Genomic DNA, 26,965 nt, shown 5'->3' on the forward strand with positions numbered 1-26,965 from the left:
GCCGTCGCGTGTAATACACCTAGCCGGTCAAAGTGTCAGTGTCAATCACTGATATCGCGGCCCACTGACAGCATATTCACAGCTCAATCGCAGTTTTCGGCTCGGCTAGATGTCCAGGACCAGCTGTCCACCGTCGTGTTTGGCGCGCGATACGCATACCAGCATCTGGCCAAGCTCACGTTGGCGCCCGGTGAGAGTGCTGTCGCGGTGCTCGACCTCACCCGCGGTCACCTGCTGGACGCACGTACCGCAAAAGCCCTGTCGGCACGAGTAACTCGCGTCCGGCCTGGCCTCCTGCAGCGCTGCCAGTGCGCTTTGGTCCGCGCGGACCGGCACCACCTCCCCGGTGCGCGCCAGTTTCAGCTCGAATGGTGCCCCGTCGACGACCGGCGGCGGGGAGAACCGTTCGGAATGCACCTCGAAGCCCACCGGGATGCTGCGCCGCACCAAGGCCATCATCGGCGGCGGGCCACACATGTAAACCGCGGTCTTGTCGTCCACCCCGTCGAGCAGATCGGCCGCGGTCGGCAGGCCGCACTCGTCATCGGTCCGCACGTGTACCTTGTCCCCGTACGCCTGCAGCTCGTCGAGGAACGGCAAGCTGCCGCGGTGTCGGCCGGTGTAGCGCAATGACCATGGGACACTGCGTTGTTCGGCGATCTTGGTCATCGGCAGGATCGGGGTGATCCCGATACCGCCCGCGATGAACCGCAGCCTCTCGGCCCGCGACCCAGATCCCGGCAGCGGCATCATGAAGGCGTTACGCGGATCGCTGACCTCCACGCTCTGGCCGACGGTGAGACCGTGCACCTCCGCTGAGCCGCCGTCGGGCGCAGCGATCCGTCGCACCGCGATTCGGTACTCGTCCCGACGGCTCGGATCACCGCACAAGGAGTACTGCCGGGTGCGCCCCGACGGCAGATGAAGGTCGATATGTGCACCCGCGTGCCAGCGCCCCAGTACGCCGCCGTTTGGCGAGCCGAAGATCAACTCGACCGTAACCGGGTCGTGCGCCACGATTTTGCGACTGACGACCCGCACCGGCCTGCGGTTGACGGACTCCGGAAGCTGCGGCAGCTCCCGGTCGCCGCCCAGGCGCATCACCACCGAAAGGAAGTGCGGTATCGCGGTTCCGGCCAACCGGATCAGCAGATCGGGCGTGGCCGGCTTGTACAGTCCAGGCGGCGGTTCGCCCGCGTACGGCTTGACCAACGCCGAAAGACGCCGTCCCAACCGATGCCGCTCGGCGGGATACCCCGACGGCTCATCCATAGCACGCTCGGGCCGCCGGCGAGGTGGCCAGATACGCAACCGCCTGCGCGGTACTCCCCTCGTCGGCCGGGTTGTAGTCCCGCCGCAGCAGTGTCAGCCCCGAGCGGACGAGGAAGCCCATCGTCGGGATGGCGCCGCTTTTGCCGGACTGGCGAAGGTGCCACAAGATCCGGAGGTATCCGTCGTTCGGCAACGAGGGGTCCTCGTGAACGATGAACTTCAAGCCGCGCAAGATCATCGTGAAGAATGCGAAGCTCACCAATATCCCGGCCACCGCCTGGGCGACGTAATCCATGCCGAAGTACTTTGCGACGTTGTAGGAGACGTGACGATGCTCGACTTCTTCCGCGCCGTGCCAGCGGTAGAGATCGGCCAGCGTCGGGTTCACTCCCAATCCGTCCCACGCGTTGTTGAGCGACCACTGCCCGAGTACTCCGGTGAAATGCTCGGCCGCGCTGAGGGCATGCGTCCCCGAGGCGAGAGCCTTGCGCCTGCGCAGCGGGGTCGCCCGGGCTGTCCGCAGTTCGTATTGCTCGGCGACCCATTCGAGCTGGCTCAGAAACGGTGCCGGGTCGATGCCGTGTCGGTGCAGGTAATCGACAAGGACGTCGTCATGCGTCTTGGCATGCACGGCCTCTTGCCCGATGAAGCCGACGATCTCCTCCCGGAGGTGGTCGTCGCGCACGTATTCCAGCGAGTCCGCCAGCAACTTGCTGAACCACCGCTCCGCGACCGGTAGGAAGAGGTTCAACGCGGTGGCAGCATGCGATGCGTAGGGATCGCCCGGGATCCAGTGCAACGGCGCATTGGCTAAGTCGAAGCGGACGTTCCTCGGACGAAGTGCCACTTCTTCGGGTTCGAATTCGTCCGCGGCGTCCGGCATGCGCCGGTGTGCGTTCATCGCCCCTGCTTTCCCGCCCCACGTACCGGCCAAACTGCATGACCCGGATCTCGACGTTGGCGTCAGAATTCCGGCCACCCTAACGTCGTCCCGCTCGCCGGTTGGCGCCTTTCGCCCACAAACGGCGAAACGTCATAGATTCCGCCATGCCTTCCGTATTCGATCCGACGGTCGAAGCGCTGAGGTGACCGTAGGGTTGAATTCATGAGCGTCGGAGAGCAGCGCGCCGGGGTGAGTCTGTCCAACCTGGATGAGCAGTTGGCGCCGGAAGACGGGGCGACCAAACGGGATCTGGTGGATTACCTGGACGGCATCGCCGAATACATCTTGCCCGTCCTCGCCGACCGCCCGCTGACCGTGCTCAGAATTTTGCGTGGGCAAAAACCTTTTGTTCAGAAGAACATTCCGAAGTACACACCGGAATGGGTGGCCAGAGTTCCGATCTGGGCCGAGGCGTCCAAGCGGGAAATCCACTATGCCGTATGCAACGACCGACGCACGCTGCTGTGGTTCGCCAACCAGCGCGCTGTCGAATACCATCCAGCGCTCGGCCATTCGGACAACATCTACCGGCCCACGCATCTGGTGCTCGATCTCGATCCACCCACCGCAGGAGACTTCGCCGCGGTCGTCGCCGTTGCCCACCTGGTGCGGCAAGCACTCGCCGACTGTGATTTGGCCGGCGTCGTCAAGACCAGTGGATCGCGCGGGCTGCACGTGTTCGTGCCGATCGACACCACGTGCCCCGTCGACGACGTCGCTGCGGCCACCCGCGCACTCGCCGCCCGCGCCGAGGCACTCGATCCCTCGATCGCGACCACGGCCTTCATTGTCGAGGACCGGCACGGAAAGGTGTTCGTGGACTCGACGCGGTCGGGCGGTGCGACCGTCGCCGCGGCCTACAGTCCACGCCTGCGTCCGGGCCTGCCCGTGTCATTTCCGTTGGAATGGCCGGAGTTAGAACACGTCAAGCCAATGGATTTCACAGTGCACACAGCGCTCGACGCTCTGGCGGGCCGGCGATCGTGGACCGACTCGATGCCCCCGCCCCAGCAGCTGCCTGGCGATCTCGTCGAACAAGGCCACACCATCCCGGTGGCCCGCGTCGCCGCCATGCACGAGGGTAAACGGCGGGCCCGCGCTCGCCGCGCGCAAGACTAGGTTTGCCCGCCTTTGGGCTTCTGCTCGTCGAAGCTGACATCGATACGCTGAAACCCCTTGGCGCGCTGCGCTTTAGCCTGACCCGTGTAAGTCTTGCGATCACCGCGAGTCAGCTTCACATTGTCGGTGAACGGAGTCAGCAGGGCACGCGGATACAGCCGGTCGGCGGCCACCACATTGGCTTCGGCGCACAGCAGCAACGTCGTCGCGACCAGGTACAGGAACGCCAACAGACCGAGCACGAGGGCGAACACGCTGTTCGTCGCGCTCGACGTCTTGATGATCTGGGCGACGTAGATCGCGCCGAACCATTGCAGAAGTTGCCAGATGAGTGCGGCCAGGAACGCACCCGGCGCAGCTTGCCGGAAAGTCACCGTCCTGGCCGTCGCGAACCGGAAGACGATAAGACACACGCCGGCGTTGATCAGCACCGAGACCACCACGATGCCCGCGCGCCCGGCGAACCCGAACGACGCCGACGCGCGCCCGACAGCCGCCAGGACCGTCGTAGCGATCAGCGTCGTACCGAGCACGAGGAGCAGCAGAAAACTCAGCAGCCGGGCCCGGATGGGGTCGCGCCTGTTGTTGCGCGGCACCGCCCACAGCGTGTCCATCGCATTCTGCACGGCCTGCCCAACGCCGAGACCGCCGTACAGCGCGCCCGCGATGCCGATGACAACGCCGATCGTGCCGCCGCTGAGTCCTTGCGGTTGTCCGAGTTGGTCACCGATGACCGGGAATTGCGCGACAGCCGACTGCAAGATCTGTTCCTGAAGATCCGGCCGGCCCACGAGCACCACACCCAGAACGGTGGTCAACAGCAGCAACGCCGGGAACAGGGATACGAACGCGTAGTACGTGATCAGTGCGGCGAGGTAGCTGCCTTGGTCGTCGACGTACTTGTACACGACGGCGATAAGGAAGCCGGCGACACGGCTTCGCCGCTGCAGTCGATCGAGCCAACCCACCATGACGTACTCCACCGCACAAGTGCGGCGAGGCCCGCACGCTGCAGATATACCCACGGCGCGCAAACGCAATCGTGGTTCAGTCGAACAACGTGTCGAGCGCGGGTTCCTCGAGCTTGAACCAGCGGCCGACAAGGTCCCGGACGCCGTCGACGGCTTCGGGGTCTAGACAACCGGTATTGGCGGCGAAGGATCGAGAGAGTGGGCATTGCCGCTTCGCATTCTCGTTTACCGAGCGGGTGTTGAGGGGATGCCACAGGTATGGCGAAGAGTGCGCGGAAGTGGGCGATCGAACGACATCTGTCGGCCGCCGACGAGCACTTCGGGCTGCGGCTCGGGGCGGGAGTTGTCCTCGCACCCGTTGCGGCGGTCGCGTTCCTGGCGCTCCTGCTGCTTGTCCGCGCGGGCTGGCCGCCGCTTCGCAATCTCGATGCCGACACCGCCGAGACGCTGAACCGGATCGGTGTCGAAAATCCCGGACTGGTGAAGTCCGCCGAGGTCGTCAGCGATGTCTTCGACCCGAACGTGTTCCGCGTCGCGCTCGCGGCGATCGCGTTGGTGTACTTGATCCGCGGCGAACGTCACCATGCGATCTGGCTTGTCGTCGCGGTCTTCGGGGGTGCCGCGCTCGGCTTGGCGCTGAAGGAGATCGTCGGCCGGGCCCGCCCGATTCTGCCGGATCCGGTCTCGACAGCGCCTGGAATGTCGTTTCCGTCCGGCCATGCGCTCGGGGCGTCGATCGGTTGTTGCCTGCTGCTGCTGATCACTCTCCGCTTCCTGCCGCGCGGCGGCCGCGTCGCTGCCGTCATCGTGGCTGTCTTGATCGTCAGCTCGGTCGGCCTTGCGCGAATCGTGCTGGGTGTCCACTTCGTCAGTGATGTGCTGGCCGGTATCACGCTCGGTGTCGGCTGGGTGGCCGTGACGACATGGGCCTACGCGGCGTGGCGTCGCGAGACCGGGCAGCCGGTCGAGCGGCCGGCAGACGTGGGAACCCCCGAGCATCCGATGACGCAGCGCTGACAGGTTGGGTTCCATCGCACCAGAATTAATTGTCGCCGGCGTGGGTATTCCACGGCAATGATCTCGGAGCGGTTCGGTGGCGTCGCCCGCGACATCTTGTGGCTGCTGATTCCGGCCGCTTGTCTTCTCGCGTTGATGGTGGGTTTGGGCTTCGTTCTCACCGACGTACTCCCATCGACGGCGCTCGGGCGGTGGGATGCCGAGGTGCCCCGTCGGCTCGTGGAATACCGCCAACAAGAGGGCATCTCGGAGAGCAAGATCATCACGACGCTGTCCGAGACCACGACCATAGTCACCCTGACCGCGCTCGCCGCGGCGGCGTTCCGCTGGATGTTCGGCCGGTGGCGCGAATCGCTGATGGTCATCTACGCGGTTACCGGCGAAACGGCCATATTCGTGGCGACGACGCTGTTCATCGACCGCCCCCGGCCGAGCGTCCCGCATCTCGACGAAGCGCCGCCGACTTCGTCGTTTCCATCGGGCCATACTGCCGCCGCCGTGTGCTTCTACGGCTCGGTCGCTGCAATCATCTTGTGGCACAGCCGTTATCGGTGGATCACGGTGGCCGCCGTAGTCGTGTGCGCGGCCGTGCCGCTACTGGTTGCCGGCAGCCGCGTGTACCGCGGCATGCATTACCCGACCGACGTGCTCGCTGGACTGCTGCTCGGCGCTCTGTGGCTGACCGTGGTCATCGTCTACGTGCGCACCCATGATGCCGGCGGGCGGCGCCACGCGGCCGCCGACGCCGACCGGCGCTTGGTAGGCGGGTAGCAATGCGCGCCCACGGCGTCGATGACCGCTCATGCGCCGAGTGAGGAGTCCGAGATGAGCACCGCGACGCGTGTGCCGGAGACGATCACCATCTCCGGCGACGAACTTTCGGTCGACGACGCAGTCACGACCCTACGCCGGTACGGCCGCTGGAAGCTCGTCAAGAACTCGTTCATCCGCTTCAGGTACGCCGACGGCTTCTCCCATGCGCGCGCCCTGGCGCTGCAGATCTGTCTGTGTTTCATCCCGCTCGTCATCGCGGTGGTCGGACTGGCGAGTGCACTGAATCACCAGGAGTTGGCGCGGGTCGTCACCCGCACCCTCAGTCGGGTGCTGCCCGGCCGCGACGACGGCGACATGATGCAAGAAGCCGCCCAACACAGCAGCGATCAAGGAGCAAGCGGAGGCCAGCTCGCCCTGTGGCTCGGTCTGATCGCCGCGATCGTGGCACTGACCACCGCGATGGGCCAGATCGAGCGGGGCGCCAACCGCATATACGGCATCGAACGCGACAGGCCCGCGCTGCGGAAGTACACCAGGGCGCTGCTGATGGCGTTGACCGCGGGCCTGCTGTCGCTGCTGGGGTTCCTCGTAATCATCGCCGGCAACGCGCTCGGTGAGTCGCTGGCCATGGTGTACGGCTGGAGCGAAACCTCAGAGACGCTGTGGCGGATCGGTCGCTGGCCGATCGGGGTCATCCTGGCATGGGCGTCGTTCACCGTCGTCTTGGAACGCGCGCCCCGGCGCAAGCAGCCCGGATACTCGTGGCTGGCGGTCGGATCCGGTGTATCCCTTGCGCTTTGGCTGATGCTCACGGGCCTGCTCGCGCTCTATGTGGCCAAGGGCGCATCGTTCGGCACCACCTACGGCCCGTTGACCGGGATCTTCGCCCTGCTGCTCTGGGCCAACCTGTCCTCGGTGGCGCTTTTTCTCGGTATCGCTTTCGCCGCCCAGCTCGAAGCCGTCCGAGCAGGCGTCCCTGCGCCAGTTCCCGCTGACCCGCTGATGACGGAGGGATCATCCGGAACCGTCACCGCGCAAAGCGAACCTCCACCGAAACCTCGGACCGGCAAGGCGTTCGATGGACACCGAGACGGTCTTTCCGCTACGGCCTCCGTTGCCGACGGGCAACCCGCGCCGACACGAAAGGGTTGAACTCCATGGCCGCCGCATCTTCGGCATCGCCACAACGGGTGGCCGTCATCGCGCACCGGAAGAAGTCCCTTGGTGGCGGTCTGAAAGAGCTTCGGAAGCTGATTGCAGACGAGGGGTTCGACGATCCCGTCTGGCACGAGGTATCCAAAAGCCGCAAGGCGCGCAAGCGAGCCCGACGCACAGTCGAGGACGGTGTCGATCTGGTACTCGTGTGGGGCGGCGACGGCATGGTTCAGCGGTGCGCGGACGGGCTCGCCGGCTCGGACGCCACCGTTGCGGTCATCCCGGCCGGCACTGCGAATCAACTCGCCGGGAATCTCGGCATCCCCACCGATCTTTCGGAGGCCGTGCGGATTGCGTTCCACGGGTCGCGACGGCGGCTCGACCTCGGCAAGCTGAACGACGAACACTTCGCTGTGATGGCCGGCGCCGGCTTCGACGCCCAGATGATCATCGACGCCGATAGCGGTCTGAAGGACCGGGCCGGGCGTCTCGCGTACGTTCTGACCGGGATACGTCACGTACGGGACGAGCCCGTGCGCACGAGGATTCGGGTCGACGGGCACAAGTGGTTCGATGGTGAGGCAACCTGCGTTCTCTTCGGCAATGTCGGCACGATGACCGGCGGCATCCGCGCATTCGACGACGCGAAACCCGATGATGGCTACCTCGACGTCGGGGTCGTCACGGCCCAGGGAGCCCTTCAGTGGGCGCGAACCCTTGGCCGCGCGGCCACGAGCCGCTCGGCGCGCTCACCGTTCGTCGAGATGACACAGGGACGCAAGATCGACGTCAGGTTCGCCGAGCCTTTCGTGTACGAACTCGACGGTGGGGAGCGGGGTTTCAGCAAGCGGTTGCGGGCGAAGATCGTGCCGGCAGCGCTCACGTTTTGCGTGCCCGAGGACTGAGCTGCACGCGGCCAACCTCTTCCAGCACCGCGGGGCCACGGGGCTGCTCGAAACGCACCTCGGCGCTCCGGCCGTCTACTTGGAGAGTGGCGATCGTGTTACCGAACAACGGACCGCACGTGTTCGCCCAGGACAGCGGAAGCGCAGGCACGCCGTGCCGACGTGCCCACCATCGGGCGAGTGCGCTCGCGGGGCGCGACCAGCCCAGTCTGAACACCGGTTTCAGGATCAGCGGCACATAGTTGTTCACCGGTGAGCACACGAGTTGATGCACCGTCGCGCGCACCGACTCACCCGCACTTCCCGACCACTCGGCACGTGCGGCATAGCAATGATGAACGTCCCCGGAGAGCACGGTAAGAGTCGTCGGCCCGTCGGGATGACTTGCGACCCGGGCAATCATGTCGGCCAGACGTAGAAATGACTTGTGGAACGCTGGCCAGTGCTCGAAATCGACTGCTCTGCGGGTCTTTTCGGCAAGTTTTCCGCGCCGCCCCGGCCGGTCGGCGTATCGCTCGTTGACCGCCTCCATGTCTCCGACGGCGGGCGGCATCAGCCACGGCACCGATGACGCCAGCATCAAATGATCCAATTCCTCGAGGCCATCGGTGGCTTGCGCCTCCAACCAGGCGAACTCGCGTCCACCGATCATCATGCGTTCGCCGGTATCAAGGATCCGGCCGTTACGCGAGTCGATCATGATGAGCCGACTGCGGCCCAGATCCCACCGATAGCTGAATCTGATGCCCTTGCCGGCGTCCACCTCCCGATCGGCCCGGTCTGCCAGATCGACAAGATGTGGCCAGGTTTCGCCATCGATGGCCACCAGCCGCTGAAAGTCCTCATCGTCGGCCAACTCCGCCGGGCTCATATTGCCCAGGTGTTGATACACCCAATAGGACGCCAGTCCAGCTCGGATCCGGTCACGCCACCACGGCTTCTTCCCCATATCGGCGCGCCAGGACGCCGAGGTGTTCCAATCGTCCCGTATGTCGTGATCGTCGAAGATCATTGCCGTCGGAACCGTGGACATGAGCCATCTGATCTCGGGGTCGCCCCACGAATGTCGGTACAGCCGTTCGTATTCGGCGAAAGTCACCACCTCGTCCGGCGGCCGCCCATGCCTTCTCATTCGGGGTCTCCGGCCCGTCAGGCGGCGCCTCGCCTCGGGTGTGAGTTCGTCGGCATACAACTGGTCGCCGAGCAAGATCAACGCTTCAGGCCAGTCGTCCATTGGTTGTGTGGCCATCCGCCTGGCATACACGTCCAGCGCGTCGAGCCCGAGTTTGGCGTCGACCTTCTTGTCGCCGGTCTTGGGGTATCGACACGATCCGAAGATCGCCCGCAGCCGGTGCGTCGACGCCGGCCCGCGTGTTCGGACGACACTGGGCGGGAAAGACGAGTCCGCGGCCGGCCAGACCACTTCTCCATCGACCTTGACGTCGTATTCGGTCGCGGTGTCCGGGGTCAGCCTGGTCACCGTGACAAGGGCGTAATGGTGACCCTGCACCGCGAACGTTCGCGCCGAGCAGCCGAGGATCTCCACTGTTCCGGCGCAATCGGTTTGTACCCACACCACCGCCGTGGTGTCTGAAACGTGCCGCAGGACGGGACCGAGCAGTAGCGTCACCGATCCACCTTACGAACAGCTGCCGCACTGACGTTGCCACTTTCGCGGGGAACCCCGGCATGTACCAGCTGCTCGCTGTGAATTGCTGACTTATTTGCGAGTGGAACCGGGTGCCGCGGCCGGTCGCAGGCTTCGCACCCATGGCCAGGTCATCAGGGCCCACACGATGAGGACGACCGCGACCTCGGCCAACAGATATACCGGCCACGGGCCCAACAAGTCGAGGATCGACGCCGTCGGTGGCTTCCTGTTGAGGTAGCCGTAGTTCGTACCCGTGATGGCGTTGAAGGTGAAAGTAAAAAACACCCACACGAGGGTTACGAAGACCGCGAAGCGATAGTGCACCCACGTCGGCCGCATCCTCCGCCCCCACGTGAGATAGATGGCGGTCCATACGACCAGCAGGTGGAGCGTGAAGAAGGTGATGAAGAGGTGGTGCGGGAAATCCGGCGCACCTTCCTCTGGGGTGCCCACGTCCGGTGTCAACAACGCTTGTGAGCTCAGAACGAGCCCCCAGTAGTACGTGAGCACGAAGGCCCACTGCCGCTGCGACCACAACGCATAGGCGGCCATCAGCTCCGCGATATCACACAGCTGCAGCGGTATCGATGTATCGAGGTTCGGCCGGATCAGCTTGTACACCAGCGCCACGCCGAACGCCACGACGATCAACACCGCCATGACCCGGCCGAAAAGCCGGGCCTGCGAATCGGTTTGCCGACGCCCCACCCAGACCAGCAGCACGGCGCCTATCGCGAATATGGTGAGCACCGTCCAATGCGATGGGCCGTACGCCGCGAATTCCCGTTCCGCAGAGATCAGTTCGATCAACTCCCCCCGGTTCCATTGCAGGGAACGATTACTCATCATCGCAGGCGGCCCGCGGCCGTTGGCTGATGCCGGCGGGCTGCCGGTTTCGTCAGCGGACCGCCGAGACCAATCCGACTTCGGGAGACGGCGCGGTAGGCCCGGTTGTCGACGGGACAGACCCGGGTGGCTGCAGGCCGTACCCCGGCGTCTCCGGGACGTACCCCGGTGGTGGACCGTGCAGCGTCGTGTTCGGGTCGTACCCCGGCGTCCCAGGGCCGTATCCGGTCGGCGGTCCGTATGCCGGGCTCGCCTGGCCGTACCCGAGGTCCGGCCCGTACCCGGGCAGCGTCTGACCGAACCCGGCCAGCAGCTTCGCCGCAACGAAAACGGCTGCCTGGGTGGTGTACACGGGCACGTAGCCGTCGGTGTGTCCGCTCCACTCGTTGCCCGGACCGGCGTGACAGATCGGGTCATTGGGGTTGCACAGGTCGATCGCCTTGGAACTGAGCAGCGTGCTGCGGCTCGCGAGCGATTCACCGGTGCGGGTGGCCACGTCACCGAACGTGGCGACCGCCGCAACGTTGGCGGCGTATTGAGCCGGAAGCGGATCGGCCCAGGTGATGCCGCCCAGTTGGTTGCCCGCCACGATGTTGATCACACTCGCACCCTGCGAGTAGCCGCCCAAGACGATCTTGGTGTCGGGGCAGGACGAGACCGTGGACTTGATGTGGGAGATCGCGTCTTTCGCGCCGTCACCGCCGTTCAACTGCAGCTTGCCGGCCTTGTAATCCACCGCGTACGTGTCGATGTCCATGCCGGCAGCCTGCTTGCGCAGCGAATCGACGAAGGCGTCGCCGACACGGCCGAGACCCGGCGGCTCATCCGTGCCGCGCGCGAAGACGACCTCCGCGTCGGCACAGTCGGCGGCGGCCGCCTGCGGCGTGTTCGGGGCCACGAGCAGGATGCCCGCAGCGAAGAGTGCAGTAGCGCCAAGCCCGACCCAGCGACCACTTGACCGCGTACTGCCCGTGCGGGGGCTATGTATGCGGCGAGAAAACACGCCTCAATCTAACGTGTTTCCAGCAACGATGGCTGTGGATGGTTTGCGGTGCTTCATCGTGCGCCATACCCGGTGGGGAGGACAAAAGAAAACAGGCCAGGGACTGTGTCCCTGACCTGCATCTTCTCGGTGGAGCTGCCGGGAATTGAACCCGGGTCCTACGGCATGTCCTCGAGGCTTCTCCGTGCGCAGTTCGCTATGCCTCTACTCGGATCTCCCGGTCACGCGAACAAGCCGAGATGACGATCCCAGTCGCTGTTTGATGTCCCCACGGGTTCCGCGACCGAACCCGTGGGTGGGTCCCTCTAGCTGATGCCAGGGTCCGGGCCGAGGGCGCTCCCGGTCTGACAGACCAGCCGTCGCTTAGGCAGCGAGGGCGTAGTCGCGCTGATTGGAATCGGCGCTTAATTGGTTGCAACGACGCTTACGGTGGTCTCTTGCCTGCACCGGCACGCTTCCCTTGATTCGATGCGCGAAGTCGAAACCGATCAGCCCCTCGCATCCCTGCCGACTTTCGGCAGGACAGTCAATGGTACGCCAGTCTCAACCGGGAATGCCAAGCCATTATTCCGTGTCGCTCGTGGCCGGTGAGGGTGCGGAAAACGCTGGGATTTGACGGCGTGGCGGGCGGCAGACGCGCACGCTCGCGGTACTAGGTCACATCCCTTTGGCGCGGCGGCCGAGTTCGCGGATCACTTCCCGCTCGGCGTCGCGTTTGGCCATGTCGTGGCGTTTGTCGTGGGCCTGCTTGCCGCGGGCCAGCGCGAGCTCGACCTTGACCTTGCCGTCGGAGAAGTACATCGACAGCGGGACCAGGGTGAGGTTGCCGTCGCGGATTTTGCCGATGAGGTTGTCGATCTGTTTGCGGTGCAGCAGCAGTTTGCGGTTGCGGCGCGGCGCGTGGTTGGTCCAGGTGCCGTGGTGGTACTCGGCGATGTGGACGTTGCGCAGCCAGATCTCGCCGTCGTCGACTGTCGCGAACGCGTCGGCGAGCGACGCCTGGCCCTCGCGCAGGCTCTTCACCTCGGTGCCCATCAGGGCGATGCCGGCCTCGTAGGTGTCGAGGATGGTGTAGTTGTGCCGCGCCTTGCGATTGCTGGCCACAATCTGTTTGTTGCCGGCGGGGCTGGACTTCTTGGTCACAGTTACCTTCGTACGTAAAGCCTCAGGGTGACATACGCGGTGACACCGGCCATTGCGACGCCGACGAACAACAGTATCGGCGATATATAGAGGATGTCGGCGTAGTCGATTCTGGCGATCAGATTCGCTTGATAGAACTGGTCGAGCGCCTTCTCCAGGAACACCGCCCGCACCACGATCAATCCCACGACGGCGATCACGACACCGATCAGGGCCGCAAGCATCGCCTCGACGAGGAACGGCAGCTGGGTGTACCACCTGGTCGCGCCGACCAGTCGCATGATGCCGATCTCGGTTCGGCGCGTGTACGCCGCGACTTGGACCATGTTGGCGATCAGCAGCACCGCACCGATCGCCTGGACGAGCGCGACGGCGAACGCCGCGCTACTGAGGCCGTCGAGCACCGCGAACAACCGGTCGATCAGGTCCTTCTGGTTGAGCACGTTGAGCACGCCGGGCTGGCCGACCATCGCCTTGTCGAACGCCTCGTGCTGCTCGGGGTCGTTCAGCTTGACGATGAACGAGGCCGGGAACGCATCCTTGCCCGCGACGTCCTTGTACTGCGGGAACTTCTTGATCGCGTCGTCATAGGCCTGCTCGCGGTTGAGGAAGCGCAGCGACCTGACGTCGTCGCGGTCATCGATCTCGCGGTACAGCGCCTTACACGGGTCCGAGTCGCACGTGGCGTCGTTGGCCGAGATGTCGTCGGTCAAGAACACCTGGCTCTCGACCCGGTCCAGGTAGATGTCGCGCGACTGGTCGGCGAGGCGCACCACCAGCAGACCACCGCCGAACAGGCCGATGGAAATCGCCGTGGTCAAGATCATCGCGACCGTCATGGTGACGTTGCGACGAAGCCCGGTCAGAACTTCATTGACGAGAAAGCCGAAGCGCACTTAGCGATCCATTCCGTAGACGCCGCGCTGCTCATCACGGATCAGCCGGCCGAGTTCGAGTTCGACGACCCGCTGCCGCATGGAGTCGACGATGTGATGGTCGTGGGTGGCCATCAGCACCGTTGTCCCGGTGCGGTTGATCCGCTCGAGCAGATCCATGATGTCCTTGCTGGTCTCCGGATCCAGGTTGCCGGTGGGCTCGTCGGCGATCAGCACCAGCGGGCGGTTCACGAACGCGCGGGCAATGGCCACGCGCTGCTGCTCGCCACCGGAGAGCTCACTCGGCAGGCGGTTGGCCTTGCCGGACAAACCGACCATCTCCAACACGTCCGGTACGACCCGGTTGATGACGTCGGAACGCTTGCCGATCACCTCAAGGGCAAACGCCACGTTCTCGAACACCGTCTTCTGCTGCAGCAACCGGAAATCCTGGAACACGCACCCGATGACCTGGCGCAGGCTCGGGATGTTCCGGTCGCGCAGCTTGTTGACGTGGAACTTCGACACGCGGATGTCGCCGGCCGTCGGATGCTCGGCGGCCAGCAGCAGCCGCATGAACGTGGACTTGCCCGACCCCGAAGGCCCGATGAGGAAGACGAACTCACCCTTGTCGATCTTCAACGAGACATCGTCGAGTGCTGGGCGCGCCGAAGACTTGTACTGCTTCGTCACGTGGTCGAGGGTGATCATCACGGCACGCCAGTGTAGCGGTGCGAACTAATAGAGCGAGCCAAGCTATCGCGGCGGTGCCGGTGCGACGGGTTCGTCGGCGATTTGCGGCTGGACGGCCGGTGTCTGCGGCGCGGGGCCCGGGAAAACCGGAAGCGTGATCGGCGGCAGAAGGCCGGGGCCGTCGGGGTCGACGACCGTGGTCTGCGGCCCTGGCCCCGGCGTTGTGGTCGTCGGACTGGTCGGGCTTGTGGTCTCGGTCGGGGACGTCGTGGTGGGCGTCTCCTCGGTCGTCGTGGTGGTTTCCGGTGTCGTAGTCGGAGTCGTCGTCGGCGTCGTGGTGCGCGGCGGCGCGACGTTGGTGCGCGGCACCCACGTGTAGTCGGGGTCCGGCACGAATCCGGGCGGGACGACCTGCGTCGCGGGCGACTCGGTGCTCGCCGGCTTGGGCGCATAGTTCTGCTGCACCCACGACAGCGCGATGAATGCCACGATCAGCACCAGCGTCGACGTCCGCAGCCTGCCGAGGCGGCTGCGCCACAGGCGCGCGGCTCCGTTGGTGACCGCACTCAGGTCGAACTTCACTTCTTCTGCTCCTCGGGCGCGGCCGGGGGCGCAGCCTTCTGCACCTCGGCGACGGCGACCGGATGCACGATGTCGCCCGCGGCGGCGACAGACCCGTCGGACGCCGTCACGATGCCCGCCCGGCGCAGGGCGCGCACGACCCGCACGCGCAGCCGCCTGCCCACCTCGAACTGTTTGCCAGGCAGCGTGCGTGCGACCATCCGCAGGTTCACGGTGTCGACACCGATGCTCTCGACACCCATCAACTGCGGCTTGTCGAGGACCAGCTTCGACAGCTCGCGGTCCTCGGCGGCCTTCTCCGCGACCTCGTTGAGCACGTCGTTGACGAGGTTGAGATCGGCGCCGACCGGCACGGGGATGTCGACGACCGACCGTGCCCAGTCCTTGGACAGGTTCAATGCCTTGACGATCTGACCGTTGGGGACGGTGTACATCTCCCCTTCCGACGACCGCAGCTTCGTGACGCGCAGCGTGACGTCCTCGACCGTGCCCTCCGCTTCGTTGGCCGCCCCGATCGTCAGCCTGACCAGGTCACCGAAGCCGTACTGCTTCTCGGTGATGATGAAGAACCCGGCGAGCAGGTCCTGGACGATGCGTTGCGCACCGAAACCAAGGGCGGCGCCGAGCACCGCGGCGGGCGCGACCAGTGAGGCGATCGGCACCGCCAGCACGTCGGTGACCTCGACCAACACGATGACGAACAGCAGCGCTACCGACACCCACGAGATCACCGATGCGAGGGCCTGCCGATGCTTGGCGCTCTCCGAGCGCACCAGCTGATCGCTTTCCTCATATTCCGCGTCGATGCGCCGCACGACCCGCTGCGCCGCCCAGTTGATGAAGCGCGCGGCAAGCAGGGCGCCGATCAGCAGGAGTGCGATCCGCAGACCCTTGGTCAGGATCCAGGCGCCGATTTCGCCGTGCCAGAAGTCGTGCCAGCGTTCGGCCATGGGGAAGGCGAGCGTGGTGGCGGCCCAGTTCGAGGCCAGGGTATTAATCGTCATCTTTTCTGTTGCGCCATCTGATTCCTGCCTCCAGGAATCCGTCGATGTCTCCGTCGAGTACCGCTGCCGGGTTGCCGACCTCGAACTCGGTGCGCAAGTCCTTCACCATCTGGTAGGGGTGCAATACATAGGAGCGCATCTGATTGCCCCAGGAACTGCCGCCGTCGCCCTTCAACGCGTCGAGCTCTGCACGTTCTTCTAACCGCTTGCGTTCCAGCAACTTTGCTTGGAGAACTCGCATCGCCGAGACCTTGTTCTGCAGCTGCGATTTCTCGTTCTGGCAGGTCACCACGATACCGGTCGGGATGTGAGTGAGTCGAACAGCGGAGTCGGTGGTGTTGACCGACTGCCCGCCCGGACCCGAGGACCGGTACACGTCGACACGGATGTCGGTTTCCGGGATGTCGATGTGGTCTGTGGTCTCCACCACGGGCAGCACCTCGACATCGGCGAACGACGTCTGCCGACGGCTCTGGTTGTCGAACGGGCTGATCCGCACGAGCCGGTGGGTGCCCTGCTCGACCGAGAGCGTGCCGTATGCGAACGGCGCGTGCACCGCGAACGTCGCGCTCTTGATGCCCGCTTCCTCGGCGTACGACGTGTCGAACACCTCGACCGGGTACTTGTGCTGTTCGGCCCAGCGGATGTACATGCGCATCAGCATCTCGGCCCAGTCCGCGGCATCGACGCCGCCGGCACCCGATCGGATGGTGACGACGGCCTCGCGCTCGTCGTACTCCCCCGACAGCAGCGTGCGCACTTCCATCGCCTCGATGTCCTCGCGCAACTTCTTGCGCTCGGCGTCGGCCTCGGCGAGCTCGTCGGCTCCGCCCTCCTCCGTCGCCAACTCATAGAGCACCGGGAGATCGTCGAGCCGGCTGCGCAGATCCTCGACGCGGCGCAGCTCGCCCTGCGCATGCGACAACTCACTGGTCACCTTCTGCGCCCGCGTCTGGTCGTCCCACAGGTTCGGGTCCGACGCTTCGGCCTCGAGGCTCTCGATCCGGCCACGCAGACCATCCACGTCGAGCACCCGCTCCACCGTTGTCAGAGTGGTGTCGAGTGCGGCGATATCGGCTTGACGGTCTGGATCCACAACGGTTCAGGGTACCTGTCGAGGCAGTTCTTCCCGACCGGCGGCAGGGCGGCGCATCCGCGTTTAGCATCGGGGTGTACCCGGCCCTGCCACGTCGCGACAGCCCCTTGCGCATGGCAGAGCGAGCGACAGACGTTGATGAGTAAGGCACTACATGCCCAAGATGCGCCCATACCACGTGGCGATCGTCGGCTCAGGACCCTCGGGTTTCTTTGCTGCCGCATCACTGCTGAAGTTTGCCGATTCCTCCGACGCCGACCGCGACGTGCGCGTCGACATGATCGAGATGCTGCCGACCCCGTGGGGTCTGGTGCGGTCGGGGGTCGCGCCCGACCATCCCAAGATCAAGTCGATCAGCGCCCAGTTCGAGAAGACCGCGGCCGACCCCCGATTCCGGTTCTTCGGCAACATCGCCGTGGGCGAGCACGTACAGGCCGCCGAACTGGCCGACCAGTACGACGCGGTGGTCTACGCCGTGGGCGCACAGTCCGATCGCGCGCTGAAGATCCCGGGCGAGGACTTGCCGGGCAGCGTCGCCGCGGTCGATTTCGTCGGCTGGTACAACGCGCATCCCCATTTCGGTGAGATGGCACCCAACCTGTCAGGCGGTCGTGCGGTCGTGGTGGGCAACGGCAACGTCGCCCTCGACGTGGCGCGCATCCTCGTCAGCGATCCGAAGGCGCTGGCCAACACCGACATCGCCGACCACGCCCTGCAATCATTGGGCGCCCAAGGCATGGAAGAAGTCGTCGTCATCGGGCGCCGCGGACCGCTGCAGGCCACGTTCACGACGCTGGAGCTGCGTGAGCTGCACGATCTCGACGGGCTCGACGACGTCGACGTCATCCTTGACCCCGCCGACTTCGCCGATATCACCGACGAAGACCTCGACGCGGCCGGCAAGACCGTCAAACAGAACATCAAGGTGCTGCGCGGCTATGCCGAACAAGAGCCTCGAGGTGCCAAGCGCCGCATCGTGTTCCGGTTCTGCACGTCGCCGATCGAACTGCGCGGTGACGGCCGGGTCGAGTCGATCGTGTTGGGCCGCAACGAACTTGTGCGTGACGCCGACGGACGGGTGGTCGCCAAGGACACCGGCGACCGCGAGGAGCTGCCCGTCCAGCTCGTGGTCCGCGCGGTCGGGTACCGCGGCGTGCCGACTCCGGGCCTGCCGTTCGACGAACGGTCGGGCACCATCCCCCACACCGACGGCCGCGTCGACGGCAGCCCCAACGAATACGTGGTCGGCTGGATCAAGCGCGGACCCTCCGGAGTGATCGGCAGCAACAAGAAGGATTCGCAGGACACCGTCAACACGCTCCTCGACGATCTGCACTCGCGCGAGCTACGCGACTTCGGCCCCGATCACGACGAGAAACTCGTCGCGTGGCTGCTGGAACGTCAGCCCAAACTCGTCACCGGCGACCATTGGAAGCTCATCGATACCCACGAGCGGGCCGCCGGGGAGCCGACCGGCCGGCCGCGGGTGAAGCTCGCGAGTTTGGCGGAGTTGTTGCGGATCGGGCACGGCTGACACGGCTGATGACGATGCGATCGCCGAAACTGACGTCACGGCTGTTGCGCGGCGCCGGTAACGACCGGGAATGCAGTTCCGGCGATCAGACGGGCGGCGGCTCGTGAGGCGCCGGTGGCGGGCCGGCCGGCGCGAACGCCCACTTGTCGGGGTTTTTCGGCGAGTACACCACCGGGAACAGTGAGCCCATCGTCGGCCATTCATTCACATCGACCGCCATCTGCTGATACACGACGTGCTCTCGGACCGTCGGCCCGTTGATCACACCGGTGATGGTGACGAACTGCTCCCCCGTCGCATCCGGCCGCGGGCTCACCCCCGTCACCAGCAGCGTGCCGTTCGCGAGTTCACCGCCGATTCCGCGGCGCCGCATGATCCGGGGCGCCAGCAGCAACACGAGCGCACCGACGAGCAAGACAAGCATGCCGAATTCCCACACCCCGCCATGGTAGGACTGCTGCCATGACGACCGTCGCAGATGACATGACATTGGCACTGGCACTGGCCGATCAGGCCGACGCACTCACCATGGACCGCTTCGGTGCGATGGATCTGCATGTCGAGACCAAGCCGGACCTGACGCCGGTCACCGATGCCGATCGCGGTGCCGAGGAGGCGCTGCGCGCATCGTTGGCCGCCGCGCGCCCCGGCGACCTGGTGTTCGGCGAAGAGTTCGGCGGCACAACGACTTTCAGCGGCCGGCAGTGGGTAATCGACCCGATCGACGGGACGAAGAATTTCGTACGCGGCGTCCCGGTGTGGTGCACCCTGATCGCACTCATCGCCGACGGCGTCCCCGTTGTCGGCGTGGTGAGCGCGCCGGCTCTGGCGCGCCGCTGGTGGGCCGGACAGGGCCAGGGCGCGTTCGCCTCATTCGGCGGTGCGACCCGCAAATTGGCGGTGTCCGGGGTCAAGGACCTGGAGTCGGCAAGCCTGTCGTACTCCGATCTGACGACGGGATGGGAGGACCGCCGCGAGCGCTTCGTCGATCTGACCGACGCTGTCTGGCGCGTGCGGGCCTATGGGGACTTCTGGTCGTACTGCATGGTGGCCGAGGGCGCGGTCGACATCGCGTGCGAACCCGAGGTGAAGCTGTGGGACATCGCACCGCTCGACATCCTGATCCGCGAGGCCGGGGGCACGTTCACGAGCATCGACGGCCAGGCGGGGCCGCATGGCGGCAGCGCGCTGGCCACCAACGGTCTGCTTCATGACGCGGTGCTGAGCAGGCTCTCGAAGAGCTGACGGCCCACGCGGATTCCCGCGCTCAAACTGCGCACAGGGCCGTGGTTCGGCGGCGGCCACAACCCGGTGCGCAATCTCAACGTGTTGTGAGGTTGGTAACAGCTCCTCCGTATCTTACTCCGGAGTAAGATACGGTCAGAAGCGTCGCCACTACCACCAGAGGCAGCTGACATGACCAACACCCTGCCGTCCAAGAACGGCTCTGCAACTCGTCCCATACGCTCCGGCCAGCAAAGCGCCGTGGGCCTGCAAAAGCACAAGCGGACAGCGACCGACATCGGGTTGGCGCTGATCACTCCCATCGTCGGCCAGGAGTTCCTGGATCGCTACGGACTGCGCGATCCGCTGAACCGCGGCCTGAAATATGGTGTGAAACAGGTCTTTTCGGTCGCCGGCGCATCGACCCGGCAGTTCAAGAAGATCCAGGGCCTCGGCAAGGAGCCGACGCGGCTCAAGGCCGGGAGTGCCGACCTGTTCGACCTGACTCCCGACGACGACCAGAAGATGATCGTCGAGACCGTCAGCGAGTTCGCCGAGGAGATCCTGCGGCCTGCCGCCCACGATGCCGACGAGGCCGCGGCCTACCCGGCCGATCTGATCGCCAAGGCCGCCGAACTCGGCATCACCGCCGTCAATGTCCCCGAGGACTTCGACGGCATCGCCGAGCACCGCAGCACGGTGACGAACGCCCTGGTCGCCGAGGCGCTGGCGTACGGAGACATGGGTCTGGCGCTACCGATCCTGGCGCCCGGCGGCGTCGCATCGGCCCTGACGCACTGGGGCAGCGCCGACCAGCAGGCCACCTACCTCAAGGAATTCGCAGGCGAGAACGTCCCGCAGGCGTGCGTGGCGATCGCCGAGCCGCACGCCTTGTTCGACCCGACCGCCCTCAAGACCACCGCGGTCCGCACCCCGAGCGGCTACCGGTTGTCCGGCGTCAAGTCGCTGGTGCCTGCCGCCGCCGACGCCGAATTGTTCATCGTCGCAGCGCAACTCAACGGCAAGCCGGCGCTGTTCATCGTCGAGGCCTCGTCGGCCGGTTTAACCGTCAAGCCCGATCCGAGCATGGGCATCCGGGCCGCCGCCCTCGGCCAGATCGAGCTCGACGACGTGGCCGTGCCGCTCAGCGCCCGGCTGGGTGAGGACGGCGCGACCGATCAGGACTACTCCGAGGCCATCGCCCTGTCCCGGCTCGGCTGGGCCGCGCTCGCGGTCGGCACGTCGCATGCGGTGCTCGACTACGTCATCCCCTACATCAAGGAACGCCAGGCATTCGGTGAGCCGATCGCCCACCGCCAGTCGGTGGCATTCATGACCGCCAACATCGCCATCGAACTCGACGGCCTGCGGTTGATCACCTGGCGCGGCGCCGCACGCGCCGAGCAGGGCCTGCCGTTCGCCCGCGAGGCCGCGCTGGCCCGCAAGCTCGGAACCGACAAGGGCATGCAGATCGGCCTGGACGGGGTCCAGCTGCTCGGCGGTCACGGTTACACCAAGGAACACCCGGTCGAGCGCTGGTACCGCGATCTGCGGGCCATCGGCGTCGCCGAGGGTGTCGTGGTCCTCTAAGCGAAAGACGAATCATGGCAATCAATCTGGAAATGCCCCGCAAGCTTCAGGCGGTCATCGAGAAGGGCCATCAGGGTGCCGCCGAGATGCTTCGCCCCATCTCGCGCAAGTACGACCTCGCCGAGCACGCCTACCCCGTCGAGCTCGACACCCTGGCCAACCTGTTCGAGGGAATCTCGAGCGCCAAGACGATCTCGTTCGCGGGTGCCGAGGCATTCCGCGACGACGCCAATGGCGACGGCAACAAGACCACCGTCAACGGCGCCAACATGTCCGCACTGCTGAACGCGCTTGAGATCAGTTGGGGCGACGTGGCCCTGCTGCTCTCGGTGCCTCGTCAGGGCCTCGGCAATGCCGCCATCTCGTCGGTCGCGACGCCGGAGCAGCTGGAACGGCTCGGCAAGGACGTGTGGGCCGCCATGGCCATCACCGAGCCGGGGTTCGGCTCCGACTCCGCGGCCGTGACCACCACCGCAGTGCTCGACGGCGACGAGTACGTCATCAACGGTGAGAAGATCTTCGTCACCGCCGGATCGCGGGCCACCCACATCGTGGTGTGGGCGACCTTGGACAAGTCACTCGGCCGCGCGGCGATCAAGTCGTTCATCGTGCCGCGCGAACATCCTGGCGTCACTGTCGAGCGCCTCGAGCACAAGCTCGGCATCAAGGCGTCGGATACCGCGGTGATCCGCTTCGAGAACGCGCGCATACCCAAAGACAATCTGCTGGGCGACCCGGAAATCCACGTGGAGAAGGGTTTTGCCGGGGTCATGGAGACCTTCGACAACACCCGGCCGATCGTGGCGGCCATGGCCGTCGGCATCGCCCGCGCCGCGTTGGAGGACCTGCGCGCGATCCTCACCGACGCCGGTGTGGAGATCTCCTACGACAAGCCAGCACACGCACAGAGCGCCGCGGCGGCGGAGTTCCTGCGGATGGAGGCCGACTGGGAGGCCGGCTACCTGCTGACCGTGCGCTCGGCATGGCAGGCCGACAACAGCATCCCCAACTCCAAAGAAGCCTCGATGGGCAAGGCCAAGGCGGCCCGGGTCGCCAGCGACATCACCCTCAAGGCCGTCGAAATGGCAGGAACCACCGGCTATTCCGAGCAGACTCTGCTGGAGAAGTGGGCCCGCGACTCCAAGATCCTCGACATCTTCGAGGGCACGCAGCAAATCCAGCAGCTGGTGGTCGCCCGCCGCCTGCTCGGCCTGTCCTCGGCCGAACTGAAGTAACGGTCCCGCCGAGCAGACGCAGAATCGCACTCCGCCGTGCGGATACCGGCGATTCTGTGTCTGCTCGGCCAATAAGGTGGGCCGCATGGACACGTTTCAGGCGCTCATCGCACGGCAAGACGACGACCGCGTCACCGCGGCGGTCGAAACCCTGCACGAATCAGATCTTCCCCCGGGTGAGGTGACCATCCGGGTGCTGTATTCCAGCGTCAACTTCAAAGATGCGCTTGCCCTGACGCCGAAAGGCGGTGTGGTCCGCGACTATCCGATCGTGCCGGGCATCGACCTGACGGGTGAGGTGGTGGCGTCGGACTCCGGCGAGTTCAAACCCGGTGACCTCGTCCTCGCGCACGGCTACCAGATCGGCACCGGCCACCACGGCGGCTACGCCGAATACGCCAGGCTGCCCGCCGAGCAGGTGGTGGCACTGGGCGCCCTGACCCCGCGCGAAGGCGCCGCGATCGGGACCGCCGGTTTCACCGCGGCGATGAGTGTGCAGGCGCTGGCCGACCGAGGCATCACGCCACCGGACGGCCCGATCGTCGTGACCGGTGCGACCGGCGGGGTCGGCTCGGTGAGCGTTGACCTGCTCGCCGCCGCGGGCTATCACGTGGTGGCGTCGACCGGTAAGGCCGACCGGGCCGATGACTTGCGGGCGCTGGGCGCCGCGGAGGTGATCGGCAGGCTGCCCGCCGATCCGGGCGCCAAACCACGGCCGTTGGGCAAGGCACAGTGGGCGGGCGCGGTGGACTGCGTAGGCGGGGCGACGCTGGCGGACGTGCTCAGCACACTGCAGTACGGCGGTGCGGTCGCGGCGAGCGGTCTCACCGGCGGCGCGGCGCTCAACACGACCGTGATGCCGTTCATCCTGCGCGGCGCCGCTCTGCTCGGAATCGACTCGGTGCTCATGCCGATCGGGCCGCGGCGGGCGCTGTGGGAGCAACTCGCCGGACCGCTCAAGCCGCGCCATCTCGACGACGTCACGAACGAGGTCGACGTCAAGGATGTCGTCGGCGTACTGGACGAGGTGCGCGCAGGCCGCTACGCCGGCCGGGCCGTTGTGAAGGTGGCCGACGGCTTCTAGGAGTCCGGAACAAACGAAATCGCCCAGAACACATGGTGTTCTGGGCGATTTCGTTATCGCGTGAGGTTAGCCCAGGACCCGCTGCAGGTCCGGAACCATGGCCTGCAACTGCTGACCCCAGTACGCCCAGTTGTGGGTACCGGCATCCGGGAAGTTGAACACGCCGTTGTTACCGCCCGCGGCGATGTAGTTGTCGCGGAAGGTGATGTTGGTGCGGATGGTCAGGCCCTCAAGGAAGGTGGCGGGCAGGTCGCCGCCGCCGAGCTCGTTGGGCTGGCCGTTACCGCAGTAGATCCACAGTCGGGTGTTGTTGGCCACCAGCGTCGGGATCTGCAGCATCGGGTCGTTGCGCTTCCAAGCGCTGTTCGGGTCTTCCGTCCGGCCCCACATGTCATTGGCCTTGTAGCCACCGGCGTCGCCCATGGAGATGTTGATCAGGAACGGCCACCAACCCTCGGAGGGGTTCAAGAAGCCCGACATCGAACCGGCGTAGATGAACCGGTCGGGGTGGTAGGTCGCCAGGATCAGCGCGGCGGAGCCCGCCATCGACAAACCGACAGCCGCGTTGCCTGTCGCTGCGACGTCACGGTTGGCGGCCAGCCAGTTCGGCAGCTCGCTGGTCAGGAAGGTCTCCCACTTGTAAGTGGTGCAACCGGCCTTGCCGCACGCCTGGTTGTACCAGTCGCTGTAGAAGCTCGACTGGCCACCGACGGGCATGACCACCGACAGGCCCGAGTCGAGGAACATCTCGAAGGCGTTGGTGTTGATGTCCCAGCCGTTGTAATCGTCCTGTGCCCGCAGGCCGTCGAGCAGGTACACCGCGTGCGAACCCGGCCCACCGCTCTGGAACTGAATCTTGATGTCGCGGCCCATCGACGGCGACGGGACCATCAGGTACTCAACCGGCAGACCCGGGCGGGAGAAGGCTCCCGCGGTCGCCGATCCGCCGACAACGCCGATCAAGCCAGGCAGCAGGAGGGCTGCCATGGCCGCCACCGTCATACGGCGCGCCCAACGGCCACGAATCTTGTCAATGAAGGTCATACTGCGAATCCATCCGTCATCCGGTCATTACGCCTGAGGCGCGATCATCGATCATTCAGCGGCACCGCAGCGGTGGTTTCACTGCGTTGTCGCGCCCGCTCGACTGAGCCGGTGTCTCGGAAGAGCGGACCGAGAGAATTCAGTTGTTGCGCCATGAGTAAATCATGGGGCTGCAATTAGGGAAAACCCGCGGCGCGCCGTCGAGCAGCGCATCTGTTGCAAACAAAACGTGAGCTCGGGCCCGCCCTGACCCTGTCGTCAACGGTTCTGCCTGGGGAAATGCAGATACCGGAACGAGCACCGCGAAGCCGTCGCCGAACCTTCGATTTCGATCCGTTCACAAGTGGTGTCCGGAGGGTTATCCGATCGTCGCCAAAAGCGCATGCCGAGGTCCATACTAAAAAGTATGGTACGTTCCGGCGATGACCTCGATCACTTCCGTGGCGTCGTCGATCACCGACGAACTCGTCGCTCGATTGGCCGATCGGGCGCGCGAAGCCGAGGAGCTGCGCCGCCTGCCCGATGCGACCGTCACCGACCTCACCGAGTCCGGATTCACCGATCTATTGGTGCCCGCGCGCTACGGCGGAGAGCAGGCGGAGTTCGGAGCCATCCTCGATCCGGTACGGCGCATGGCTCACGGCTGCGCGTCGAGCGCCTGGACCATCGGCTTCTACACATTGCACAACTGGATGCTCGCGTTGTTCGACGAGCAGGCCCAAGCCGAGGCGTACGCGACTCGACCGTTCCTCGCCCCGGCCCCGCTCGCGCCCACCGGCCGCGGCGTGCCCGCCGACGGCGGTATACGACTCACCGGACGATGGTCGTGGGCGACGGGCGTGATGAACGCCAACTGGATCATGGTCGGCGCACTGTGCGGGCCGGACGACGCGATCTATCCCGCTCTGGCGTTACTGCCCGCCTCCGAGATGCGCGTCGAGGACGTGTGGCACACCGACGGCATGCGGGCCACCGGATCCAACGATGTGGTCATCGCCGACGTCTTCGTGCCCGAGCACCGGCTCGTGCGCGTCGTCGACATCTATTCGGGGACCGCGCCGGGCGCGAAGATCCACAACGCCCCCACCTACCGCTGGCCCATGGTGCCCGCGCTCGCCCTGCTGGCGGCGATGCCTGCGCTCGGCAGCGCCGAACGCGCCGCGGACGTCTACGCCGAGCGACTGGCAGAACGGGTGATCGCGTACGAAGGGGTGAAGCAGAAGGACAAGCCGGCCGCGCAGGCACATCTGGGCGAGGCGCGTGTGCGACTTCGCGCGTTGCGCGGGCTGTTGGCCGACACCGTCGAGCAGATCGAGGACATCCTGGCTGCCGGCGACGCGGTGTCGCGCGACATCAGGGGTCAGGCGCGACTGGCCGCCGCCCACATCGTCCACGAGTCGAAGGCGGTGATTGCCCTGCTGCTCGCGTCGTCGGGGGCCAGCGCACATTTTCTCGACAATCCGCTGCAGCGGATCAGCCGTGACGTCGGCGTGCTCTCCGGGCACGTGATCTTCGATTACGACACCAGCCGCGAGCTCGCGGGCGCGCTTTCGATCGGCATGAAAATCTCCCCGATCGCCATGGTCTGAATCGCTAGCCTCGGTTGAATGCCCACGCCCGAGCAGATCACCCGCCACCACGATCCCGAACCCGATGTGAGCCCATGGGTCGACGGGCCACCGGCGCCCGAGGTGGTCGAACTCGTGCCGTACAACCCGCAGTGGCCCGGCCGCTACGACGCGTTGGCGGCCGACATCCGCTCAGCGATGGGCTCCGGTGTGCTCGACCTCGACCATGTCGGGTCGACGGCGGTCCCCGGCTTGGCTGCGAAGGACGTGATCGACATCGACCTCACGGTCGCCGATCCCCGCGATGAAGAGGCATACGTTCCCCGACTGCAGACCGTCGGCTATCGGCTGACCATCCGCGAACCCGGCTGGCATGAGCACCGCTGCCTGCGCCGCGACCGTCCGCGGGTGAATCTGCACGTCTTCGGGCCCGACTGCCCGGAGACCATCCGCCACAAGTTGTTTCGCGACTGGCTGCGCACCCATCCCGACGATCGGATGCGATACGAAGAAGCCAAACGAACCGCCGCACCCGGCGGCGGTCACGTGATGGATTACAACCTGCGCAAGCAGCCCGTGGTCCGCGAGATCTACGACCGGATATTTCGCGAACACGGCTTGTTCTAGGGCGTTCGCC

Annotated in this window: 26 protein-coding genes and 1 other RNA gene; 12 read left to right on the top strand and 15 right to left on the bottom strand. The window is 65.8% G+C overall.

Annotated features, from left to right (window positions below; all coding sequences use genetic code 11):
• Nucleotides 1-105 precede the first annotated feature (105 nt).
• Together ACRCUN_RS11945 and ACRCUN_RS11950 are read right to left on the bottom strand one after the other, a co-directional pair.
• Entirely contained in the window at nucleotides 106-1,272 is a 1,167-nt protein-coding gene (locus tag ACRCUN_RS11945) for a PDR/VanB family oxidoreductase (RefSeq protein ID WP_462141849.1), read from the bottom strand.
• Entirely contained in the window at nucleotides 1,265-2,173 is a 909-nt protein-coding gene (locus ACRCUN_RS11950) for a metal-dependent hydrolase (RefSeq protein ID WP_462141850.1), read from the bottom strand. Before ACRCUN_RS11950 ends, ACRCUN_RS11945 begins: the two co-directional genes overlap by 8 nt.
• 204 nt (nucleotides 2,174-2,377) lie before the next feature.
• On the opposite strand from ACRCUN_RS11950, the gene ACRCUN_RS11955 reads away from it, so the two are divergent.
• Entirely contained in the window at nucleotides 2,378-3,334 is a 957-nt protein-coding gene (locus ACRCUN_RS11955) for a DNA polymerase domain-containing protein (RefSeq protein WP_462141851.1), read from the top strand.
• Here ACRCUN_RS11955 and ACRCUN_RS11960 read toward each other — a convergent pair.
• Nucleotides 3,331-4,305: a YihY/virulence factor BrkB family protein gene (locus ACRCUN_RS11960; protein WP_462141852.1), complete on the bottom strand. Its 975-nt coding sequence runs from the start codon at nucleotides 4,303-4,305 to the stop codon at nucleotides 3,331-3,333. The two genes, ACRCUN_RS11955 and ACRCUN_RS11960, sit on opposite strands and share 4 nt — an antisense overlap.
• 258 nt (nucleotides 4,306-4,563) lie before the next feature.
• Here ACRCUN_RS11960 and ACRCUN_RS11965 point away from each other — a divergent pair, with 258 nt between their 5' ends.
• The 4 genes from ACRCUN_RS11965 to ACRCUN_RS11980 are packed head-to-tail and all read left to right on the top strand — an operon-like array spanning nucleotide 4,564 to nucleotide 8,156.
• A complete protein-coding gene (locus tag ACRCUN_RS11965) occupies nucleotides 4,564-5,322 on the top strand; it encodes a phosphatase PAP2 family protein (RefSeq protein WP_462141853.1) in 759 nt (252 codons plus the stop codon).
• 57 nt (nucleotides 5,323-5,379) lie between these two features.
• Nucleotides 5,380-6,093, top strand: coding sequence for a phosphatase PAP2 family protein (locus tag ACRCUN_RS11970; RefSeq protein WP_462141854.1), 714 nt, complete (start codon nucleotides 5,380-5,382; stop codon nucleotides 6,091-6,093).
• Nucleotides 6,094-6,147: 54 nt separating this feature from the next.
• Nucleotides 6,148-7,248 carry a YihY/virulence factor BrkB family protein gene (locus ACRCUN_RS11975; protein WP_462141855.1) on the top strand — a complete coding sequence of 367 codons (1,101 nt, stop codon included), beginning with the start codon at nucleotides 6,148-6,150 and terminating at the stop codon, nucleotides 7,246-7,248.
• Nucleotides 7,249-7,253: 5 nt separating this feature from the next.
• Nucleotides 7,254-8,156 carry a diacylglycerol/lipid kinase family protein gene (locus tag ACRCUN_RS11980; protein ID WP_462141856.1) on the top strand — a complete coding sequence of 301 codons (903 nt, stop codon included), beginning with the start codon at nucleotides 7,254-7,256 and terminating at the stop codon, nucleotides 8,154-8,156.
• Here the strand turns inward: ACRCUN_RS11980 and ACRCUN_RS11985 are convergent.
• The 10 genes from ACRCUN_RS11985 to prfB all read right to left on the bottom strand — a co-directional run bounded on the left by ACRCUN_RS11985 (nucleotide 8,131) and on the right by prfB (nucleotide 17,049).
• Nucleotides 8,131-9,786, bottom strand: a complete 1,656-nt coding sequence (locus tag ACRCUN_RS11985) for an alkaline phosphatase D family protein (protein WP_462141857.1) — start codon at nucleotides 9,784-9,786, stop codon at nucleotides 8,131-8,133. The two genes, ACRCUN_RS11980 and ACRCUN_RS11985, sit on opposite strands and share 26 nt — an antisense overlap.
• A 90-nt stretch (nucleotides 9,787-9,876) precedes the next feature.
• Nucleotides 9,877-10,653, bottom strand: a complete 777-nt coding sequence (locus ACRCUN_RS11990; RefSeq protein ID WP_462141858.1) for a YwaF family protein — start codon at nucleotides 10,651-10,653, stop codon at nucleotides 9,877-9,879.
• A gap of 52 nt (nucleotides 10,654-10,705) precedes the next feature.
• Nucleotides 10,706-11,560, bottom strand: a complete 855-nt coding sequence (locus ACRCUN_RS11995; protein WP_462142042.1) for a cutinase family protein — start codon at nucleotides 11,558-11,560, stop codon at nucleotides 10,706-10,708.
• A gap of 223 nt (nucleotides 11,561-11,783) precedes the next feature.
• Nucleotides 11,784-12,152: a transfer-messenger RNA gene (ssrA, locus tag ACRCUN_RS12000) on the bottom strand.
• 161 nt (nucleotides 12,153-12,313) lie between these two features.
• On the bottom strand, nucleotides 12,314-12,799 hold the full coding sequence (smpB, locus tag ACRCUN_RS12005; RefSeq protein ID WP_067857432.1) for an SsrA-binding protein SmpB: 486 nt from the start codon (nucleotides 12,797-12,799) through the stop codon (nucleotides 12,314-12,316).
• Between the two features lie 2 nt (nucleotides 12,800-12,801).
• The gene (gene ftsX, locus ACRCUN_RS12010; protein WP_462141859.1) at nucleotides 12,802-13,695 is read right to left on the bottom strand and encodes a permease-like cell division protein FtsX; all 894 of its coding nucleotides are present in this window, start codon (nucleotides 13,693-13,695) and stop codon (nucleotides 12,802-12,804) included.
• The gene (ftsE, locus tag ACRCUN_RS12015) at nucleotides 13,696-14,385 is read right to left on the bottom strand and encodes a cell division ATP-binding protein FtsE (RefSeq protein ID WP_462142043.1); all 690 of its coding nucleotides are present in this window, start codon (nucleotides 14,383-14,385) and stop codon (nucleotides 13,696-13,698) included.
• Nucleotides 14,386-14,430: 45 nt separating this feature from the next.
• A complete protein-coding gene (locus ACRCUN_RS12020; RefSeq protein ID WP_462141860.1) occupies nucleotides 14,431-14,949 on the bottom strand; it encodes an Rv3103c family proline-rich protein in 519 nt (172 codons plus the stop codon).
• Nucleotides 14,946-15,953 carry a mechanosensitive ion channel family protein gene (locus ACRCUN_RS12025; RefSeq protein ID WP_462141861.1) on the bottom strand — a complete coding sequence of 336 codons (1,008 nt, stop codon included), beginning with the start codon at nucleotides 15,951-15,953 and terminating at the stop codon, nucleotides 14,946-14,948. The genes ACRCUN_RS12020 and ACRCUN_RS12025 overlap by 4 nt, the downstream gene beginning before the upstream one ends.
• Entirely contained in the window at nucleotides 15,943-17,049 is a 1,107-nt protein-coding gene (prfB, locus tag ACRCUN_RS12030) for a peptide chain release factor 2 (protein WP_462141862.1), read from the bottom strand. The genes ACRCUN_RS12025 and prfB overlap by 11 nt, the downstream gene beginning before the upstream one ends.
• 163 nt (nucleotides 17,050-17,212) lie before the next feature.
• Here prfB and ACRCUN_RS12035 point away from each other — a divergent pair, with 163 nt between their 5' ends.
• Nucleotides 17,213-18,583, top strand: a complete 1,371-nt coding sequence (locus ACRCUN_RS12035) for an FAD-dependent oxidoreductase (protein ID WP_462142044.1) — start codon at nucleotides 17,213-17,215, stop codon at nucleotides 18,581-18,583.
• 85 nt (nucleotides 18,584-18,668) lie between these two features.
• On the opposite strand, the gene ACRCUN_RS12040 is transcribed toward ACRCUN_RS12035, so the two are convergent.
• Nucleotides 18,669-19,022 (bottom strand): hypothetical protein, encoded by a 354-nt coding sequence (locus tag ACRCUN_RS12040; RefSeq protein ID WP_462141863.1) that lies wholly within the window; start codon nucleotides 19,020-19,022, stop codon nucleotides 18,669-18,671.
• Nucleotides 19,023-19,045: 23 nt separating this feature from the next.
• Here ACRCUN_RS12040 and hisN point away from each other — a divergent pair, with 23 nt between their 5' ends.
• The 4 genes from hisN to ACRCUN_RS12060 all read left to right on the top strand — a co-directional run bounded on the left by hisN (nucleotide 19,046) and on the right by ACRCUN_RS12060 (nucleotide 23,716).
• Complete coding sequence (gene hisN / locus ACRCUN_RS12045) at nucleotides 19,046-19,828, top strand: histidinol-phosphatase (protein WP_462141864.1); 783 nt, start codon at nucleotides 19,046-19,048, stop codon at nucleotides 19,826-19,828.
• 171 nt (nucleotides 19,829-19,999) lie between these two features.
• The gene (locus tag ACRCUN_RS12050) at nucleotides 20,000-21,397 is read left to right on the top strand and encodes an acyl-CoA dehydrogenase family protein (RefSeq protein ID WP_462141865.1); all 1,398 of its coding nucleotides are present in this window, start codon (nucleotides 20,000-20,002) and stop codon (nucleotides 21,395-21,397) included.
• A 14-nt stretch (nucleotides 21,398-21,411) separates the two neighbouring features.
• Complete coding sequence (locus ACRCUN_RS12055; RefSeq protein ID WP_462141866.1) at nucleotides 21,412-22,632, top strand: acyl-CoA dehydrogenase family protein; 1,221 nt, start codon at nucleotides 21,412-21,414, stop codon at nucleotides 22,630-22,632.
• An 85-nt stretch (nucleotides 22,633-22,717) separates the two neighbouring features.
• On the top strand, nucleotides 22,718-23,716 hold the full coding sequence (locus ACRCUN_RS12060) for an oxidoreductase (protein ID WP_462141867.1): 999 nt from the start codon (nucleotides 22,718-22,720) through the stop codon (nucleotides 23,714-23,716).
• A 66-nt stretch (nucleotides 23,717-23,782) separates the two neighbouring features.
• Here ACRCUN_RS12060 and ACRCUN_RS12065 read toward each other — a convergent pair whose 3' ends face one another.
• Nucleotides 23,783-24,760 (bottom strand): esterase family protein, encoded by a 978-nt coding sequence (locus ACRCUN_RS12065; RefSeq protein ID WP_462141868.1) that lies wholly within the window; start codon nucleotides 24,758-24,760, stop codon nucleotides 23,783-23,785.
• 422 nt (nucleotides 24,761-25,182) lie between these two features.
• Here ACRCUN_RS12065 and ACRCUN_RS12070 point away from each other — a divergent pair, with 422 nt between their 5' ends.
• Both ACRCUN_RS12070 and ACRCUN_RS12075 read left to right on the top strand, forming a co-directional pair.
• Nucleotides 25,183-26,349 carry an acyl-CoA dehydrogenase family protein gene (locus ACRCUN_RS12070; RefSeq protein ID WP_462141869.1) on the top strand — a complete coding sequence of 389 codons (1,167 nt, stop codon included), beginning with the start codon at nucleotides 25,183-25,185 and terminating at the stop codon, nucleotides 26,347-26,349.
• Between the two features lie 18 nt (nucleotides 26,350-26,367).
• On the top strand, nucleotides 26,368-26,955 hold the full coding sequence (locus ACRCUN_RS12075) for a GrpB family protein (RefSeq protein WP_462141870.1): 588 nt from the start codon (nucleotides 26,368-26,370) through the stop codon (nucleotides 26,953-26,955).
• Nucleotides 26,956-26,965 lie beyond the last annotated feature (10 nt).

Source organism: Mycobacterium venezuelense (genome assembly GCF_054919535.1).